The organism is Achromobacter sp. SX5 (assembly GCF_056711425.1).
Genome location: NZ_CM160041.1, coordinates 5,263,030 through 5,277,187, shown reverse-complemented (window position 1 = coordinate 5,277,187; position 14,158 = coordinate 5,263,030). Strand labels below are relative to the sequence as shown.

Annotated in this window: 15 protein-coding genes; 9 read left to right on the top strand and 6 right to left on the bottom strand. The window is 69.7% G+C overall.

What is annotated here, in order from left to right; all coding sequences use genetic code 11:
• Positions 1 to 11: 11 nt before the first annotated feature.
• Positions 12 to 947 (bottom strand): methyltransferase domain-containing protein, encoded by a 936-nt coding sequence (locus AC1M14_RS24710; RefSeq protein WP_102775296.1) that lies wholly within the window; start codon positions 945 to 947, stop codon positions 12 to 14.
• A gap of 105 nt (positions 948 to 1,052) precedes the next feature.
• Here AC1M14_RS24710 and AC1M14_RS24705 point away from each other — a divergent pair, with 105 nt between their 5' ends.
• On the top strand, positions 1,053 to 1,748 hold the full coding sequence (locus AC1M14_RS24705) for a phosphoribosyltransferase family protein (protein WP_479730608.1): 696 nt from the start codon (positions 1,053 to 1,055) through the stop codon (positions 1,746 to 1,748).
• A gap of 59 nt (positions 1,749 to 1,807) precedes the next feature.
• On the top strand, positions 1,808 to 2,278 hold the full coding sequence (locus AC1M14_RS24700) for a tRNA (cytidine(34)-2'-O)-methyltransferase (protein ID WP_209166678.1): 471 nt from the start codon (positions 1,808 to 1,810) through the stop codon (positions 2,276 to 2,278).
• Between the two features lie 17 nt (positions 2,279 to 2,295).
• Here AC1M14_RS24700 and AC1M14_RS24695 read toward each other — a convergent pair whose 3' ends face one another.
• Genes AC1M14_RS24695 through AC1M14_RS24675 form a run of 5 tightly spaced genes read right to left on the bottom strand, consistent with a single transcriptional unit; the run spans position 2,296 to position 5,719 of the window.
• Positions 2,296 to 3,288, bottom strand: a complete 993-nt coding sequence (locus AC1M14_RS24695; RefSeq protein WP_111826834.1) for a Bug family tripartite tricarboxylate transporter substrate binding protein — start codon at positions 3,286 to 3,288, stop codon at positions 2,296 to 2,298.
• A 40-nt stretch (positions 3,289 to 3,328) separates the two neighbouring features.
• Positions 3,329 to 4,390 carry an NAD(P)H-dependent glycerol-3-phosphate dehydrogenase gene (locus tag AC1M14_RS24690; protein WP_479730607.1) on the bottom strand — a complete coding sequence of 354 codons (1,062 nt, stop codon included), beginning with the start codon at positions 4,388 to 4,390 and terminating at the stop codon, positions 3,329 to 3,331.
• A gap of 12 nt (positions 4,391 to 4,402) precedes the next feature.
• Positions 4,403 to 4,942 (bottom strand): protein-export chaperone SecB, encoded by a 540-nt coding sequence (gene secB, locus AC1M14_RS24685; RefSeq protein ID WP_102775301.1) that lies wholly within the window; start codon positions 4,940 to 4,942, stop codon positions 4,403 to 4,405.
• Positions 4,943 to 4,982: 40 nt separating this feature from the next.
• Positions 4,983 to 5,240 (bottom strand): glutaredoxin 3, encoded by a 258-nt coding sequence (gene grxC, locus AC1M14_RS24680; protein ID WP_102775302.1) that lies wholly within the window; start codon positions 5,238 to 5,240, stop codon positions 4,983 to 4,985.
• A 56-nt stretch (positions 5,241 to 5,296) separates the two neighbouring features.
• On the bottom strand, positions 5,297 to 5,719 hold the full coding sequence (locus tag AC1M14_RS24675; protein ID WP_168202277.1) for a rhodanese-like domain-containing protein: 423 nt from the start codon (positions 5,717 to 5,719) through the stop codon (positions 5,297 to 5,299).
• Between the two features lie 169 nt (positions 5,720 to 5,888).
• Between AC1M14_RS24675 and gpmA the strand changes: the two genes are divergently transcribed.
• The 7 genes from gpmA (at position 5,889) to AC1M14_RS24640 (ending at position 14,061) form a co-directional block, all read left to right on the top strand.
• On the top strand, positions 5,889 to 6,641 hold the full coding sequence (gene gpmA / locus AC1M14_RS24670; RefSeq protein ID WP_102775303.1) for a 2,3-diphosphoglycerate-dependent phosphoglycerate mutase: 753 nt from the start codon (positions 5,889 to 5,891) through the stop codon (positions 6,639 to 6,641).
• A 25-nt stretch (positions 6,642 to 6,666) separates the two neighbouring features.
• Positions 6,667 to 8,235, top strand: coding sequence for a murein hydrolase activator EnvC family protein (locus AC1M14_RS24665; protein WP_479730606.1), 1,569 nt, complete (start codon positions 6,667 to 6,669; stop codon positions 8,233 to 8,235).
• 118 nt (positions 8,236 to 8,353) lie between these two features.
• Entirely contained in the window at positions 8,354 to 9,799 is a 1,446-nt protein-coding gene (locus AC1M14_RS24660) for a S41 family peptidase (protein ID WP_102775305.1), read from the top strand.
• Complete coding sequence (locus AC1M14_RS24655) at positions 9,796 to 10,551, top strand: HesA/MoeB/ThiF family protein (protein WP_102775306.1); 756 nt, start codon at positions 9,796 to 9,798, stop codon at positions 10,549 to 10,551. The genes AC1M14_RS24660 and AC1M14_RS24655 overlap by 4 nt, the downstream gene beginning before the upstream one ends.
• 108 nt (positions 10,552 to 10,659) lie before the next feature.
• Positions 10,660 to 11,859, top strand: coding sequence for a GGDEF domain-containing protein (locus AC1M14_RS24650; RefSeq protein ID WP_102775307.1), 1,200 nt, complete (start codon positions 10,660 to 10,662; stop codon positions 11,857 to 11,859).
• 76 nt (positions 11,860 to 11,935) lie between these two features.
• Positions 11,936 to 12,652, top strand: a complete 717-nt coding sequence (locus AC1M14_RS24645; RefSeq protein WP_102775308.1) for a FadR/GntR family transcriptional regulator — start codon at positions 11,936 to 11,938, stop codon at positions 12,650 to 12,652.
• Positions 12,649 to 14,061: an FAD-binding oxidoreductase gene (locus AC1M14_RS24640; protein ID WP_479730605.1), complete on the top strand. Its 1,413-nt coding sequence runs from the start codon at positions 12,649 to 12,651 to the stop codon at positions 14,059 to 14,061. Before AC1M14_RS24645 ends, AC1M14_RS24640 begins: the two co-directional genes overlap by 4 nt.
• The last annotated feature ends 97 nt before the right edge of the window (positions 14,062 to 14,158 follow it).

Here is a 14,158-nt window from a genome sequence, read left to right as displayed (position 1 = left end):
GCAACCCCGCTTCAGGGGTTGCCGCGCTGGCGCCCGCCGATCGCGCTGACCGACAGGCGGGTCTCGCCCGCCGTCGTGCGGTGCGCGGCGGCGCGCCAGGCGTGGCCATAGGCCACTTCGATGCTTAGCGCGATCACGCCGTCCGGGCGCCGTTGCGCCTCCAGCGCGGCGCACAGCCGGTCGCGCCAGTCCCGGCCCACCAGCCCGCCGCGCCGGCCTTCGGCTGGGTTGCCGCCCAGCGCGCGCACGTCCTGCAGCAGCTTTTCGGGGCTGCGGTAGGTCAGGGTCAGGATCTCCTGGTCCATCACCGGGTCGGCAAAGCCGTTTTCCACCAGCAGATCGCCGAAATCGTGCATGTCCACGAAGGACGGCGTGGCCGTGCGCAGCCCGGCGTCGTCCAGCGCCTGGCGCAGCTCCCGCAGCGTGGCCGGTCCCAGACAGGAAAACATGGCCAGCCCGCCCACCTTCAGGATGCGCCGCCATTCCGCCAGCACGGCGTGCGGCGCGCGGTGCCAGTGCATGGCCAGGTTGGACCACACCAGCTCCAGCGATTCGGGCGCCAGCCCCGTGGCCGCCAGGTCGGCCTGCACGAAGGCCGGGGCGGGCGGGCCGCGGCGCGCCAGCTTGCCGATCCAGGCCGACAGGCCGGCCGGCGCGTGGCGCCTGCGGGCCTCGTCCAGCAGCGGGCCGCAATTGTCCAGCCCGGTGTAGGCGGCCTCGGGATAGCGCTCGCGCAGCAGGGGCAGGTTGTCGCCGGCGCCGCAGCCCGCGTCCAGCATGGCCTGCGGCTGCAGGCGGATGTATTGCAGGCGGCCGAGCATGCGGCGGGCGATTTCGCCGTACAGGAACTGGGCCTCGGCAAGATCGCCGCGGCGGGCGAACTGCCTGGGCACGTCGGCGCTGACGATGGGCAGGGTGGGTAGCGTTGCGGGTTCGGGCAGGGACATTTCGGTCGCGCCTGCGCCCTGCGGGCGCGGCGGATCATGGTTTCATGAGGAATGGCATCCATTATTACGCATCCTGGCCGCGGGCCCCGATTGTCCCTACGCGGCATGGCGCGGCGCCTGCTGTCCCGGATCGGCTGCGACTGCCCGCTGTGCGGCGCGCGGGTGGCCGGGGCCAGACTTTGCGCCGGCTGCGAGGCCGACATCCTCTACGTGGCGCCGGACGCGCCGCCGCGCTGCCCGCGTTGCGCGCTGCGGCTACGGCCTGGCGCGCCCTGCTGCGCCGCCTGCCTGGGCACGCCCCGGGCCTTCGCGCGCACCGTGGCGGCCTTCGACTACGAGCCGCCCGCCGACGCCCTGGTCCGGATGCTCAAGGTCCAGCTCCGGCTCAGCATGGCGCCGGTGCTGGCGCGGTTGATCGCCGCCGCCGTCGCGCGCGACGGCCGCCTGCCTGCCGGCGCCCTGCTATTGCCGGTGCCGGCGGGACGGGCCTCGCTCCTGCGGCGCGGCATGAATCCCGCCGCCGAGATCGCCCGCGGGCTGGCCGCGGAACTGGACCTGCCCCTGGCGCACGGCGTATTGCTGCGGCGGCGCGAAACGCCGCGCCAGACCGGCAGGAGCCGCCAGGCCCGGCGTCGCGGCGCGGTGGGTGTGTTCGCTTGCGCAGGCGGCGTGCAAGGCCGGCACGTGGCCGTGGTGGACGACGTCATGACCACGGGCAGCACGGCCGACGCCGCGGCCGCCGCGCTGCTGGCCGCCGGCGCGGCCGAGGTGACGCTGCTGGTGGCGGCGCGCACGCCGTAGCGTCGGGGGCCGGCAAATCGGCGACAATGCCGGCATACCGGCCATCCGCTTCATCCGCCATGTTTCACGTCATCCTGGTCTGCCCCGAGATCCCGCCCAATACCGGCAACGCCATCCGCCTGTGCGCCAATACCGGCGCGCAGCTGCACCTGGTGCGTCCGCTGGGCTTCGAACTGGATGACGCCCGCATGCGCCGCGCGGGGCTGGATTACCACGAATGGCAGCCGGTCCGGGTGCACGACAGCCTGGAAGAGGCCCTGGCCGACACCGGCGCCGCCCCGTCCAGCATCTACGCGCTGACTACGCATGCGCAGCGCAGCGTGGCCGACGTCGGCTTCAAGCCGGGCGATGTGTTCGTGTTCGGCCGCGAAACCGCCGGCCTTTCGGAAGCGCACCAGGCGCTGTTCCCGCCCCAGCAGCGCCTGCGCCTGCCCATGCGCGCCGGCCAGCGCAGCCTCAACCTGTCCAACGCCGTGGCCGTCACGGTGTTCGAGGCCTGGCGCCAGCAGGGGTATGAAGGCGGGGTGTAGGCGGCCCGCCTGCCCGCTCAATCCAGCGACAGCTTCAGCTTTTCGATGACCTGGTCCCACCGCGCCTTTTCATTCTTGATCCGCGCGGTCAGGGCTTCGGGGGTGGACGGCGCCGGCGTGAAGTACTGCAGCGCCAGCTGCTTGCGCACGGCTTCGCTGTCGATGATGCGGGCCAGTTCGCTGTTGAGCCGTTCGATGATCGGGGTGGGCGTGCCGGCCGGGACCAGCACGGCGTTCCACGAAATCGCCTCGAAATCCGGATAGCCCTGGGACGCCATGGTCGGCACGCCCGGCAGCGCGTCGCTGGGCTGCAGGCTGGTCACGGCCAGCAGCTTGACCTTGCCGTCGCGCGCCTGGGGCACGGCGATGGCGGGCACCATGAAGCCGGCCTGCACGTCGCCGCCGATGATGGCGGTGATGACCTGCGGGAAGCCCGAATAGGGGATGTGCGCCAGGTCGACGCCGGCGCTTTCCTTGAACATCTCCATCGCCAGGTGGGCCGAACTGCCCGGACCCACGGAGCCGTAGTTCAGCGAATTGCCGCGCTGCTTGACCAGCGCGACGAAGTCCTTGACGTTGTCGACCTGCAGGCCGGCGGGCACGACCAGCACGTTGGGGCTGGTGCCCACCAGGGACACCGGCGCCAGGTCGCGCAACGGGTCGTAGCCCAGGGTTTTCTTGTAGAGCGTGGGCGCGGTGACCAGCGGGCCGTTGATCGTGTAGAGCAGCGTGTAGCCGTCGGGCTTGGACTGGGCCACCACGCGGGTGCCGATGTTGCCGCCGGCGCCCGGCTTGTTGTCGATCACGATGGGCTGGCCCAGGGCCTGGGACAGCGGCTCCGAAATCGTGCGCGCCAGCAGGTCGGGCGAGGACCCGGGCGGGAACGGCACGACCATGTGGATGGGACGGTCGGGCCAGTCGGCGTGGGCGGCGGCCGGCAGGATGGCGGCCAGGCTCAGGCACAGGCCGCGTAGCAGCTGGCCGACCCGGAACTTGCGGGTTTGCGTCATGTAGCGTGTCTCCTCGGTGTATGGGATGTCGGGTCGTGGGTCAGCTGGGCGATTCGTCCGGCAGGCCCGCGCCGCTTTCGTAGCGGGCGTCGCGGGCGAGCAGGGCGGAGACCGCCGTCATGGGGGCCACGCCGTCGAACAGCACGGCGCAGACGGCCTCGGTGATCGGAAGTTCGACCTGGATGGCGCGCGCCCGCTCCAGGGCCGCGCGCGCGCAGCGCACGCCTTCGGCGGTGATGCCGCTGGCCAGGATGTCGGCCAGCTTGCGGCCGGCGCCGATTTCCAGGCCGACGCGGCGGTTGCGCGAGAGTTCGCCGGTGGCGGTCAGCACCAGGTCGCCCAGGCCGGTCAGGCCGGCGAAGGTCTCGGCCTGCGCGCCCAGCGCGACGCCGAAGCGGGTCATCTCGGCCAGGCCGCGGGTGATCAGCGCGGCGCGCGCATTGGTGCCCAGGGCCAGGCCGTCGCAGATGCCGCAGGCCACGGCGATGACGTTCTTCAGCGCGCCGCCCACTTCCACGCCGACCAGGTCGGTGCTGGCGTAGACGCGCAGCGCCGCGCCGTGGAAGGCGGCGATGGTGGCCGCGCGCAGCGCCGGGCTGTCGCTGGCGACGGTGAGCGCCACGGGCAGGCCCTGCGCGACTTCGCGCGCGAACGAGGGGCCGGACAGGGCGCCGCCGACGGCGCCGGGCAGGGCCTCGCGCATGATTTCGTGGGGCAGCCTGGCCGTGTCGGCTTCGAAGCCCTTGCACGTCCAGACGATGGGGGTGTCCTGCAATCCCAGCGCGGGCAGCCGGCGCGACAGCTCGCCGCACAGCGCGGTCAGCCCGGCCACGGGTACGCCCAGCACGATGAGGGCTTGCGCGCCGTCGTCCTGCAGGCTGCGCAGGGTGGCGTCGAGATCGGAGGAAATAGTCAGGGCCTGGGGCAGGGGAACGCCAGGCAGGTAGCGCGCATTTTCATGCGTGGCGGCCATGTCGGCCGCCTGGGCGGCGTCGCGCGCCCAGAGCACGGTGGTGTGGCGGCGGCTGGCGGCCGCCGCCAGCGCGGTGCCCCAGCTTCCCGCACCCAGGACGGCGACGCGCAGGCGCGGGGTGGGCTTCATGGGGCGGCTTGCTTACTGGCGGGTCGCGCCGGGGGGCAGGATGATGCCCGAGTCGCCGCCGTTGCCATTGCCGTTGGCCGCGTTCTGCTGTTGCTGCAGTTCGGCCAGGCGCTGCTCGTACAGGGCCTGGAAGTTGACTTCGGTCAGGTGCAGCGGCGGCATCGAGGTGCGGGTGATCGCGTCGGCGATGTTGGCGCGCAGGTACGGGTACAGCATGGTCGGGCAGACGATGCCCAGCAGCGGGTCGAGCTGCTCTTCGGGGATGTTGGCGGCCTCGAAGATGCCGGCCTGCGTGCCTTCGACCAGGTACACGACCTTTTCGTTGACGCGGGTGGTGACGGTCACGGTGACCGTGGTCTCGAACACGGTCTCGGCCAGGCGCTGCCCGCCCACGGTGATGCTCACTTCGACCTGGGGCGCTTCTTGCTCCAGGAAGACGTGAGGCGCGTTCGGCATTTCCAGCGAAAGGTCTTTCAGGTAGACGCGCTGCAGATTGAACGAGGGCGCGTCGTTGCTGCCTTCTTGCTGGGTGTTTTGGTCTTGATCAGCCATGAGTGTTTCCGTTGGTGGGAGGGGCAAAAAGGGAGCGGGTTCAGCCGGCCAGCAGGGGAGCCAGGCCGCCTGCGCGGTCCAGCGCCATCAGGTCGTCGCAACCGCCGACATGGGTATCGCCGATGAAAATCTGCGGCACGGTGCGCCGGCCGGTGCGCTGGATCATGACGTCGCGCTGGGCCGGGTCACGGTCGATCTGGATCAGTTCCAGGTCGGTCACGCCACGTTGTTCCAGCAGCGACTTGGCGCGCGCGCAAAACGGGCAATAGTCCTTGCTGTACATGACGACTTTTTTCATGGGCGCTCCTGTGCTGTGGATACAAGTATGGGCAGATGGGGGCGCAGCCCTGGGATTCAACCCTTGCGGGTGACGGGCAGGCTGGCGGCGGCCCAGGCGCGCATGCCGCCTTCCAGCGGCACCACGTCGGTGTAGCCCTGCGCGCGCAGCTTGGCGGCGGCGCGGGCCGAATCCCGGCCGTTGTCGCAAACTACCACCAGAGGCTTGTTCTTGGGTAGAGAGGCAGCCTTCTGCTCCAGCTCGGCGGCCGGCACGTTTCGTGCCTGGGCGATGTGGCCGGCCTGGAACTGCTCGGCGGGGCGCACGTCGACCCACACGGCCTGGCGCTGGTTGACCATCTGGATGGCTTCGCCCGTGCTGACGGCCGAGCCGGCGCGGCCGCGGCGCAGGGCCGGAATGACCAGCATCACGCCGGAAACCACGGCGACGGCGACAATGAAGATGTTGTTTTTATCGAGCAAGAATTGCAGAAGGTCCACGGGGCATCCTGAAGAGCGGCGGCTAGCCTGGTATTGGCGAACCCTGGGCGAGCCGGACCGAAATCGGGGTGCGCCAGGGCCAAATCAAGGGCAAAATCACTCAATTATAAAATGAGCGCATTCCCAGACCATTTCCTAACTTTAACCCGCGATAAACGCGCGCCTAACCATGCATAAACTTGTCCTGATGCGCCACGGCGAAAGCCAGTGGAACCTGGAAAACCGCTTCACCGGCTGGACCGACGTGGACCTGACCGATACCGGCCGCGAGCAGGCCCGCAAAGCCGGCGAGCTCCTCAAGAAAGAGGGCTACACCTTCGACCTGGCCTACACCTCGGTGCTCAAGCGCGCCATCCGCACCCTGTGGATCGCCCTGGACGCCATGGACGCCATGTACACTCCCGTGGGCGTGAACTGGCGCCTGAACGAACGCCACTACGGCGCGCTGCAGGGCCTGAACAAGTCCGAAACCGCGGCCAAGTACGGCGACGAGCAAGTGCTGATCTGGCGCCGCGCCTACGCCATCGCCCCGGAACCGCTGTCGCTGGACGACGAACGCCACCCGCGCTTCGACAGCCGCTACGCGCGCATCCCGGCCGACCAGCTGCCGGCCACCGAGTGCCTGAAAGACACCGTGGCCCGTGTGCTGCCGTTCTGGAACGAATCCATCGCCCCGGCCATCCGCGCCGGCCGCAAGGTGCTCATCGCCGCCCACGGCAACAGCCTGCGCGCCCTGATCAAGCATCTGGACAATGTGTCGGACGACGACATCGTCAACCTCAACATCCCCACCGGGCAGCCGCTGGTGTATGAATTGGATGATGACCTGAAGCCCATCCGCCACTATTATCTGGGCGATGCGGCCGAGATCGAGGCTGCCATGGCGGCCGTGGCCGCCCAGGGCAAGGCCAAGAAGGGCTGATATCCACAGAAGGACTGATATTTCCATGTGTCGCGCGGCGGGGTTGTTGTTGGCGGTCATGCTGGCCGGAGGGGCGTTGCCGGCCGGCGCCGCAACCGACGACCTTGCCGGCCGTCAGTCCGATGCCGAAAGGCAGCAGGCCGCCCTGCGCGACCGCATCGAAAACCTGCAGAAGGAAATCGACGACCGCGAGGCCGCCCGCAAGGAAGCGGCCGACGCGCTCAAGCAGTCCGAGTCGGCCATTTCCCGGATCAACCTGCGCCTGCGCGAACTGGCCGAGGCCAACCGCCAGGCCCAGTCCGACCTGGCCGGCCTGGAACAGCAGATCGACGCCCAGCAGGCCGTGCTGGCCAAGCGCCGCACCGAACTGGCCGAGCAGCTGCGCACGCAGTACACCAGCGGCCTGTCGCCCTGGACCGCGCTGCTGTCCGGCGACGATCCCCAGGTGCTGGGACGCAACCTGGGCTACCTGGATTACGTCTCGCGCGCCCGCGCCGCCGCGGTGCAGGCCCTGAGGGCCGACATCGACCGCCTGGCCGCGCTGCAGGGGCGCGCCGACGCCCGGCGCGCCGAGATCGAAAAGGTCGTGGCCGAGACCTCCGAACAGAAAACCGCGCTGGTCGCGCAGCAGAAAGAGCGCGCCACGCTGCTGGCGCAGCTTGAAGGCCAGATCGCCGCCCAGCGCGCCGAGGCCAACAAACTGGGCCGCGACGACCAGCGCCTGTCGCGCCTGATCACCGACCTGGACGCGGCCATCGCCCGCCAGATCGAAGAGGCGCGCAAGGCCGAAGAAGCCCGCAGAAAGGCCGAAGAGGCCCGCCGGGCCGAGGAAGCGCGCCGCGCGGCCGCCGAAGCCGCCCGCAAGCAGGCCGAGGCCGAACAGGCCCGCAAGAAAGCCGAGGCGGACCGCCTGGCCGCCGCCGACAAGGCGCGGCGCGAACGCGACGCCCGTGAAGCGGCCCAGGCCCGCGAGCAGGTCGAGGCGGCCTCGCGCCAGAACCGCGGCCCGGTGGCCCTGGCCGATCCGGACGCCGCCGGCCTGCGTCCGGCCGAACAGCGCGAATCCCGCGTGATCGTGCCGCCGGCGCCGCCCGTGGAAAAACCCGAGCCGGCGCCGCAGAAAGCGGAACCCGCGCCCGAGAAACCCGCTCCAACCCGCAGCGAGTCCGCGCAGCAGACGACGCGCGCCGCGCCGCTGGGCGGCGGCAACGGCCTGCGCCGCGGCCTGGCCATGCCGGTGCGCGGGCAGGTGCAGGGCCGCTTCGGGGTCGACCGCCCCGACGGCGGCGTCTGGCGCGGCGTGGTGCTGCGCGCGCCCGAGGGCACGCCGGTCAAGGTGGTGGCGCCCGGCACCGTGGTCTACGCCGATTGGCTGCGCGGTTTCGGCAACCTCATCATTGTGGATCATGGGCAGCAGTACCTGACCGTCTATGCTTACAACCAAAGCCTGCTCAAGCGGGTGGGAGATTCGGTGACGGGTGGCGACACGATCGCCACGGTCGGCGCAACCGGCGGCCAAGTGGAATCCGGCCTATACTTTGAAATTCGCCATCGCGGCGCGCCTGTCGATCCAGCCCAGTGGCTGGCGCAGTAAGCGCCGTCGGCAAATGCGTGTCGTTGGCAATTATGTGTCGTTGGTAGAAAACCGTTGGTAAATTTCAAACCCTACCAAACCCCAACCCATCGGCGAAAACACAATTCGGGAAGTGTGCATGGGCACTCGTAAGTTTCGCGGTTTCGGTCTGATTGCCATCGGTGCGGTGGCTGGTGTGTTGCTCAGCGTGGGCGTGACGGCAGTCGCGCAGCGCGGCAGTCCCCTGCCTCTGGACGAGCTCAGGCAACTGAGCAACGTATTTGCCGCCATCAAGAACAACTACGTCGAGGCTGTCGACGACAAGACCCTGATCGACAATGCCATCTCCGGCATGGTGTCGAACCTGGACCCCCACTCCGCCTACCTGGATGCCGACGCGTTCCGCGAAATGCAGACGGCCACGCAGGGCGAGTTCGGCGGGCTGGGCATCGAGGTCGGCGCCGAGGACGGTTTCGTCAAGGTGATCTCGCCCATCGAGGACACGCCCGCCGCGCGCGCCGGCGTGATGGCCGGCGACCTCATCATCAAGATCGACGACACGCCCACCAAGGGCATGACGCTCAACGACGCGGTCAAGCTGATGCGCGGCGCGCCCAAGTCGCCGATCACGCTGACCATCATGCGCGCCGACCGTCCGCAGCCCATCGTGCTGAAGATCGTGCGCGACATCATCAAGGTGCGCAGCGTGCGCAGCAAGATGCTGGACAACGGCGTGGGTTACGTGCGCATCGCCCAGTTCCAGGAAAAGACCGGCGCGGACCTGGCCAAGCAGCTCAAGGACCTGGGCGCCAAGGAAGCTCCCAAGGGCCTGGTGCTGGACCTGCGCAACGACCCGGGCGGCCTGCTGACCAGCGCCATCGGCGTGGCCGGCGCCTTCCTGCCGCCCGATGCGCTGGTGGTGTCCACCGACGGCCGCACGCCCGACGCGCGCCACAAGTACCTGGCTACCCCGTCCGAGTACGCCCGCGGCGAAAGCAACTACCTGGCCGGCCTGCCGGCCTGGACCAAGAAGGTGCCGATGGTGGTGCTGGTCAACGTCGGTTCGGCCTCGGCTTCCGAGATCGTGGCCGGCGCGCTGCAGGACCACAAGCGCGCCAAGGTCCTGGGCAACCGCAGCTTCGGCAAGGGCTCGGTGCAGGTGATCCTGCCGCTGTCGGAAACCACCGCGGTCAAGCTCACCACCTCGCGCTACTTCACGCCCAGCGGCCGCTCGATTCAGGCCACCGGCATCGAGCCCGACTACGTCGTGGCCGACACCGCCGACGGCGACCTGTTCCGCCTGCCGCGCGAAGCCGACCTGCAGCGCCACCTGTCGAACCAGCAGACGGCCAACGAAGTGAAATCCAACGCCGACCAGGACAACGTCGACGTGCCGGCCAAGGTGTTCGAATTCGGCGGCAAGGACGACTTCCAGCTGCAGCAGGCGCTGAACCTGCTGGCCGGCAAGCCGGTGCAGAAGGGTTCGGCCCGCGCCCAGGCCAAGGCCGATTCCAAGCCCGGCGTGGGCGCCGCCCAGCGCATGACGATCACGCCGACCGGAGTCGAGCCCGTCAAGACCAAATGAACGACGAGCAACTGCTGCGCTACGCCCGCCACATCCTGCTCGACGAGCTGGGCATAGAAGGGCAGGAAAAACTGCTGGCGGCGCGTGTGCTCATCGTGGGGGCGGGCGGACTGGGTTCGCCTGCCGCGCTCTACCTGGCCACCGCCGGCGTGGGCGACATCACCCTGGCCGACGACGACGTCGTCGAGCTCAGCAACCTGCAGCGCCAGATCCTGCACACCAACGCCAGCGTCGGCCGCCGCAAGGCCGAGTCCGGGCGCGACATGCTGGCGGCCTTCAATCCGCAGACGCGGGTCCACGCCCGCGTCGAGCGGCTCGCGGGCCAGGCCCTGTCGGACGCGGTCGCGCAGGCCGACCTGGTGCTGGACTGCACCGACAACTTCACCACCCGCCACGCCATCAACCGCGCCTGCGTCCAGCACCGCAAGCCGCTGGTGTCCGGGGCCGCGATCCGCTTCGACGGCCAGGTCAGCGTCTACGACCTGCGCGACGACGACGCGCCCTGCTACCACTGCCTGTTTCCCGAAGCCGACGACGTCGAAGAGGCCAATTGCGCCACCATGGGCGTGTTCGCGCCGGTGGTGGGCATCATCGGCAGCATGCAGGCCGCGGAGGCCCTCAAGCTGCTGTCCGGCGTGGGCGAGAGCCTGTCGGGGCGGCTGCTGTGGCTGGACGTGCGCACCATGCAATGGCGCAGCGTCAACGTGCAGCGCGATCCGGAGTGCGCCGTCTGCGGCCATCGCGGGCGCTGAACCGGCCCGGGTATTGAACCCGCGGACAATATTAAAGGCGTCACAGACCTGCTATAACGCCAGCCTGCCCATCTGAACCCGGATGGACGTGGCCAGGGACGTGACAGCGTGGATACTGCACTGAAGTTCAGCTTGCCCAGATGGCGCCTGACGCGCTGGCTCACGCATTCCGGGCACGATACGCCGGCGGACATCCGCGCGGCGCTGATCGCCAGCCTGTTCGGCACGCTGCCGATCTTCGCCGGCGGCGTCATCAACACCCTGATGATCTCGGGCGTGGTCGCCTGGCGGCGTCCCGAGCCGCTGTACCTGTCCTGGCTGGCGATGGAAGTCCTGCTGGCCGTGGTCCGCGTGACCGTGCTGCGCTCCGCGCTGAAGGCCGCGCCCCGCGGCGGCAACACCCATACCGACATCTACATCCTGCTGGCCCTGCTGTGGGCCTTCAGCGTCGGCTACGGCGTCTTCGTCACCTTCCTCAACGGCGACTGGCTGGCCGCCACGCTGGCCGGGGTGTCCTGCGGCGCCATGGCCGGCGGCATCTGCTTTCGCAACTACGGCGCGCCGCGGCTGGTCGGCGCCATGATCTTCCTCAGCCTGGGGCCGATGTGCCTGGGCGCGCTGTTCACGGGCGAATACGTCACCGCCATCGTGTTCATCCAGATCCCGTTCTACCTGGTCAGCATGAGCATCGCGTCGCACCGGCTCAACCGCATCCTGGTGTCGACCATGCTGGCCGAGCGCGACAGCGAACGCCGCGCCAGCCAGGACGCGCTGACCGGCCTGGCCAACCGCGCCGGCCTGCAGGCCGCGCTCGAACGCGTCTGCGCCAGCGCGCGCAGCCAGGACAGCTCGGCGGCGCTGCTGTACATGGACATGGACGACTTCAAGCTCATCAACGACACCTACGGCCATGCCGCGGGCGACCAGGTGCTCATGACCATCGGCCAGCGCATGCGCGCCATGCTGCGGGTCGACGACATGGCCGCGCGCATCGGCGGCGACGAATTCATCGTGCTGGTGACCGGCATCGACGCCACCTCCGCGCTGCGCCTGGGCGAGCACCTGCTGCACGACGTCTCGCAGCCGATCACGCTGGCCGACGGCACCCGCGTCAGCGTGGGCCTGTCCATCGGCATCTCCATCGTGTCGGGGGCCAACCGCAGCCCGCAGGCGGCGCTGGATTCCGCCGATGCCGCGCTGTATCGCGCCAAGGCGCGCGGTGGACGCTGCTGCGCGGTGGCCGGCGGCGGCGAGCCGGGCGCGGCCGATGGCGGCGTGCTGCCGGACGGCGCGCGCGCGGTGGCCTGAAACGCCGCACCGGTATGCGGGCATCGTTTTCAATAAAGTTATCAGATAACCTGAAAAGTCTGTCTATAATCGCCCCATGCTGAGCAAGAGCCTGACCCTGACCGAACAGGTCGCCCGCCGAATCGCGGGCGACATCGCCGAGGGCGCCCATCCCGTGGGCGCCAAGCTGCCGCCCGGGCGCGTCCTGGCGCAGCAGTACGGCGTCAGCGCCGCCGTCATCCGCGAGGCCACCGAGCGCCTGCGCGCCCAGGGCCTGATCCAGAGCCGCCAGGGCTCGGGCAGCGTGGTGGTGTCGCGCACCGGCGCGCAGGGCTTTCAGGTGTCGGCTGGCATCGCCGACCGCGAACAATTGGCCAGCGTGTACGAACTGCGCATGGAACTGGAAGGCGGCGCGGCCGCGCTGGCGGCGCTGCGCCGCAACGCCGCGGACCTGGCGGCCATGGGGCAGGCCCTGGCCGCGCTGCAGCAGCATCTGGACGATCCGGAGCAGGGCGTGGAGCACGACATCGCGTTCCACGTCGCGATCGCCGCGGCCACCCACAACCGCTACTACCAGGACCTGCTGCAGTACCTCAACCTGCAGCTGCGCCTTGCCGTCAGCACCGCGCGCAGCAACAGCCGCCGCCAGGCCGGCCTGACCGCGGCCGTGCACCAGGAGCACGTGGCCGTGTTCGAGGCCATCAGCGCCGGCGACGCCGAGCGCGCCCGGCTGGCGGCCACCCGGCATTTGCAGCAGGCGGCCAGCCGCCTGAACCTCGAACTCTTCTTTCCGGCCGCAAGGCAGACATCATGAGCGCAACCGACTTCACGCAACGCCTGGTCCAGGCCCTGGGCCCCGACACCGTTCTCACCGCCGAGGCCGATATCGCGCCCTGGCTTTCCGACTGGCGCGGCCTCTACAAGGGCCAGGCCCAGGCCGTGGTGCGCCCGCGCAGCACCGAAGAAGTCGCGACCTGCCTGGCGCTGTGCCAGCAGGCCGGCGTGCCGGTGGTGCCGCGCGGCGGCAACACCGGGCTGTGCGGCGGCGCCACGCCGGACGCGGGCGCGGCCAACGTAGTGCTCAGCCTGGACCGCATGAACGCCGTGCGCGCCATCGACACCGTGGCCAACACGATGGTGGCGGAAGCCGGCGCCATCCTCGGCAACCTGCGCCGCGCGGCCCAGGAAGCCGGCCGCCTGCTGCCGCTCAGCCTGGCGGCGGAGGATTCCAGCCAGATCGGCGGCAACGTGGCCACCAACGCCGGCGGCGTGAACGTGGTGCGCTACGGCATGGCGCGCGAACTGGTGCTGGGCCTGGAAGCGGTGCTGCCCACCGGCGAAATCTTCCACGGCCTGCGCACGCTGCGCAAGGACAATACCGGCTACGACCTCAAGCAGCTGCTGATCGGCTCGGAAGGCACGCTGGGCGTGATCACGGCGGTGGCGCTGCGCCTGTTCCCGCGCACCGACGTGCGCTCGGTGGTGCTGGCCGCGGTGGAGTCGCCGGCGCAGGCCCTGCAGCTGTTCGAGATCCTGTTCGAGCAGTGCGGCGCGCGCCTGCAGGCCTTCGAGTACTTTTCGGGCGATTGCCTGGACCTGGTGCTGGCGCACGCCGAAGGCGTGCAGGAGCCTTTCGCGCAGCGCTACCCGGGCTATGTGCTGGTGGAACTGGCCGATACCGCCGACGAGACGGCCCTGACGAATCTGCTGGAGCACGTGATCGGCGCCGCGCTGGAGCGCGGGCTGTGCCTGGACGCGGCGGTGTCGGCGTCGCTGGCGCAACTGCAGGCGCTGTGGAAGCTGCGCGAAGAGATATCAGAAGCGCAGCGCGCCGACGGTCCGCACCTCAAGCACGATGTGTCGCTGCCCATCGAACGCATCCCGGAATTCATGGAGTCGGCCGAGGCGCGGGTGCGGGCGCTGTTCCCGGACATCCGTCCGTTCATCTTCGGCCATTTCGGCGACGGCAACCTGCACTACAACCTGTCGCGGCCGGCCGGCGCCGACCGCGACTGGGTGGCGGTGCATGGAGAGGCGATCACGGACGCCGTGCTGGACGAGGTGAATCGCTACGGCGGAAGTATTTCGGCCGAGCACGGAATCGGGCAGCTCAAGCGAGCGCATTTCCTGCATAGCAAGGACCCGCTGGAGCTGCGCTTGATGCGCCAGATCAAGGCGGTGCTGGATCCGGCCGGGATCATGAATCCCGGGAAGTTGCTGTAGGAGGGGTGCAGCGCGAGAGTCCTTGAGCAAGAACTCATATCTCAAACGCGCGTAACCCATCAGGCGGCGCCAGCCGCCGTTTTTCGTAGCAAGAGAC

What these genes read in the sequence shown, in the direction of transcription:
- AC1M14_RS24710 (WP_102775296.1), bottom strand. Translation starts at nt 947, where the DNA reads ATGTCCCTGCCCGAACCCGCAACGCTACCCACCCTGCCCATCGTCAGC.
- AC1M14_RS24705 (WP_479730608.1), top strand. Translation starts at nt 1,053, where the DNA reads ATGGCGCGGCGCCTGCTGTCCCGGATCGGCTGCGACTGCCCGCTGTGC.
- AC1M14_RS24700 (WP_209166678.1), top strand. Translation starts at nt 1,808, where the DNA reads ATGTTTCACGTCATCCTGGTCTGCCCCGAGATCCCGCCCAATACCGGC.
- AC1M14_RS24695 (WP_111826834.1), bottom strand. Translation starts at nt 3,288, where the DNA reads ATGACGCAAACCCGCAAGTTCCGGGTCGGCCAGCTGCTACGCGGCCTG.
- AC1M14_RS24690 (WP_479730607.1), bottom strand. Translation starts at nt 4,390, where the DNA reads ATGAAGCCCACCCCGCGCCTGCGCGTCGCCGTCCTGGGTGCGGGAAGC.
- secB (WP_102775301.1), bottom strand. Translation starts at nt 4,942, where the DNA reads ATGGCTGATCAAGACCAAAACACCCAGCAAGAAGGCAGCAACGACGCG.
- grxC (WP_102775302.1), bottom strand. Translation starts at nt 5,240, where the DNA reads ATGAAAAAAGTCGTCATGTACAGCAAGGACTATTGCCCGTTTTGCGCG.
- gpmA (WP_102775303.1), top strand. Translation starts at nt 5,889, where the DNA reads ATGCATAAACTTGTCCTGATGCGCCACGGCGAAAGCCAGTGGAACCTG.
- AC1M14_RS24665 (WP_479730606.1), top strand. Translation starts at nt 6,667, where the DNA reads ATGTGTCGCGCGGCGGGGTTGTTGTTGGCGGTCATGCTGGCCGGAGGG.
- AC1M14_RS24660 (WP_102775305.1), top strand. Translation starts at nt 8,354, where the DNA reads ATGGGCACTCGTAAGTTTCGCGGTTTCGGTCTGATTGCCATCGGTGCG.
- AC1M14_RS24655 (WP_102775306.1), top strand. Translation starts at nt 9,796, where the DNA reads ATGAACGACGAGCAACTGCTGCGCTACGCCCGCCACATCCTGCTCGAC.
- AC1M14_RS24645 (WP_102775308.1), top strand. Translation starts at nt 11,936, where the DNA reads ATGCTGAGCAAGAGCCTGACCCTGACCGAACAGGTCGCCCGCCGAATC.
- AC1M14_RS24640 (WP_479730605.1), top strand. Translation starts at nt 12,649, where the DNA reads ATGAGCGCAACCGACTTCACGCAACGCCTGGTCCAGGCCCTGGGCCCC.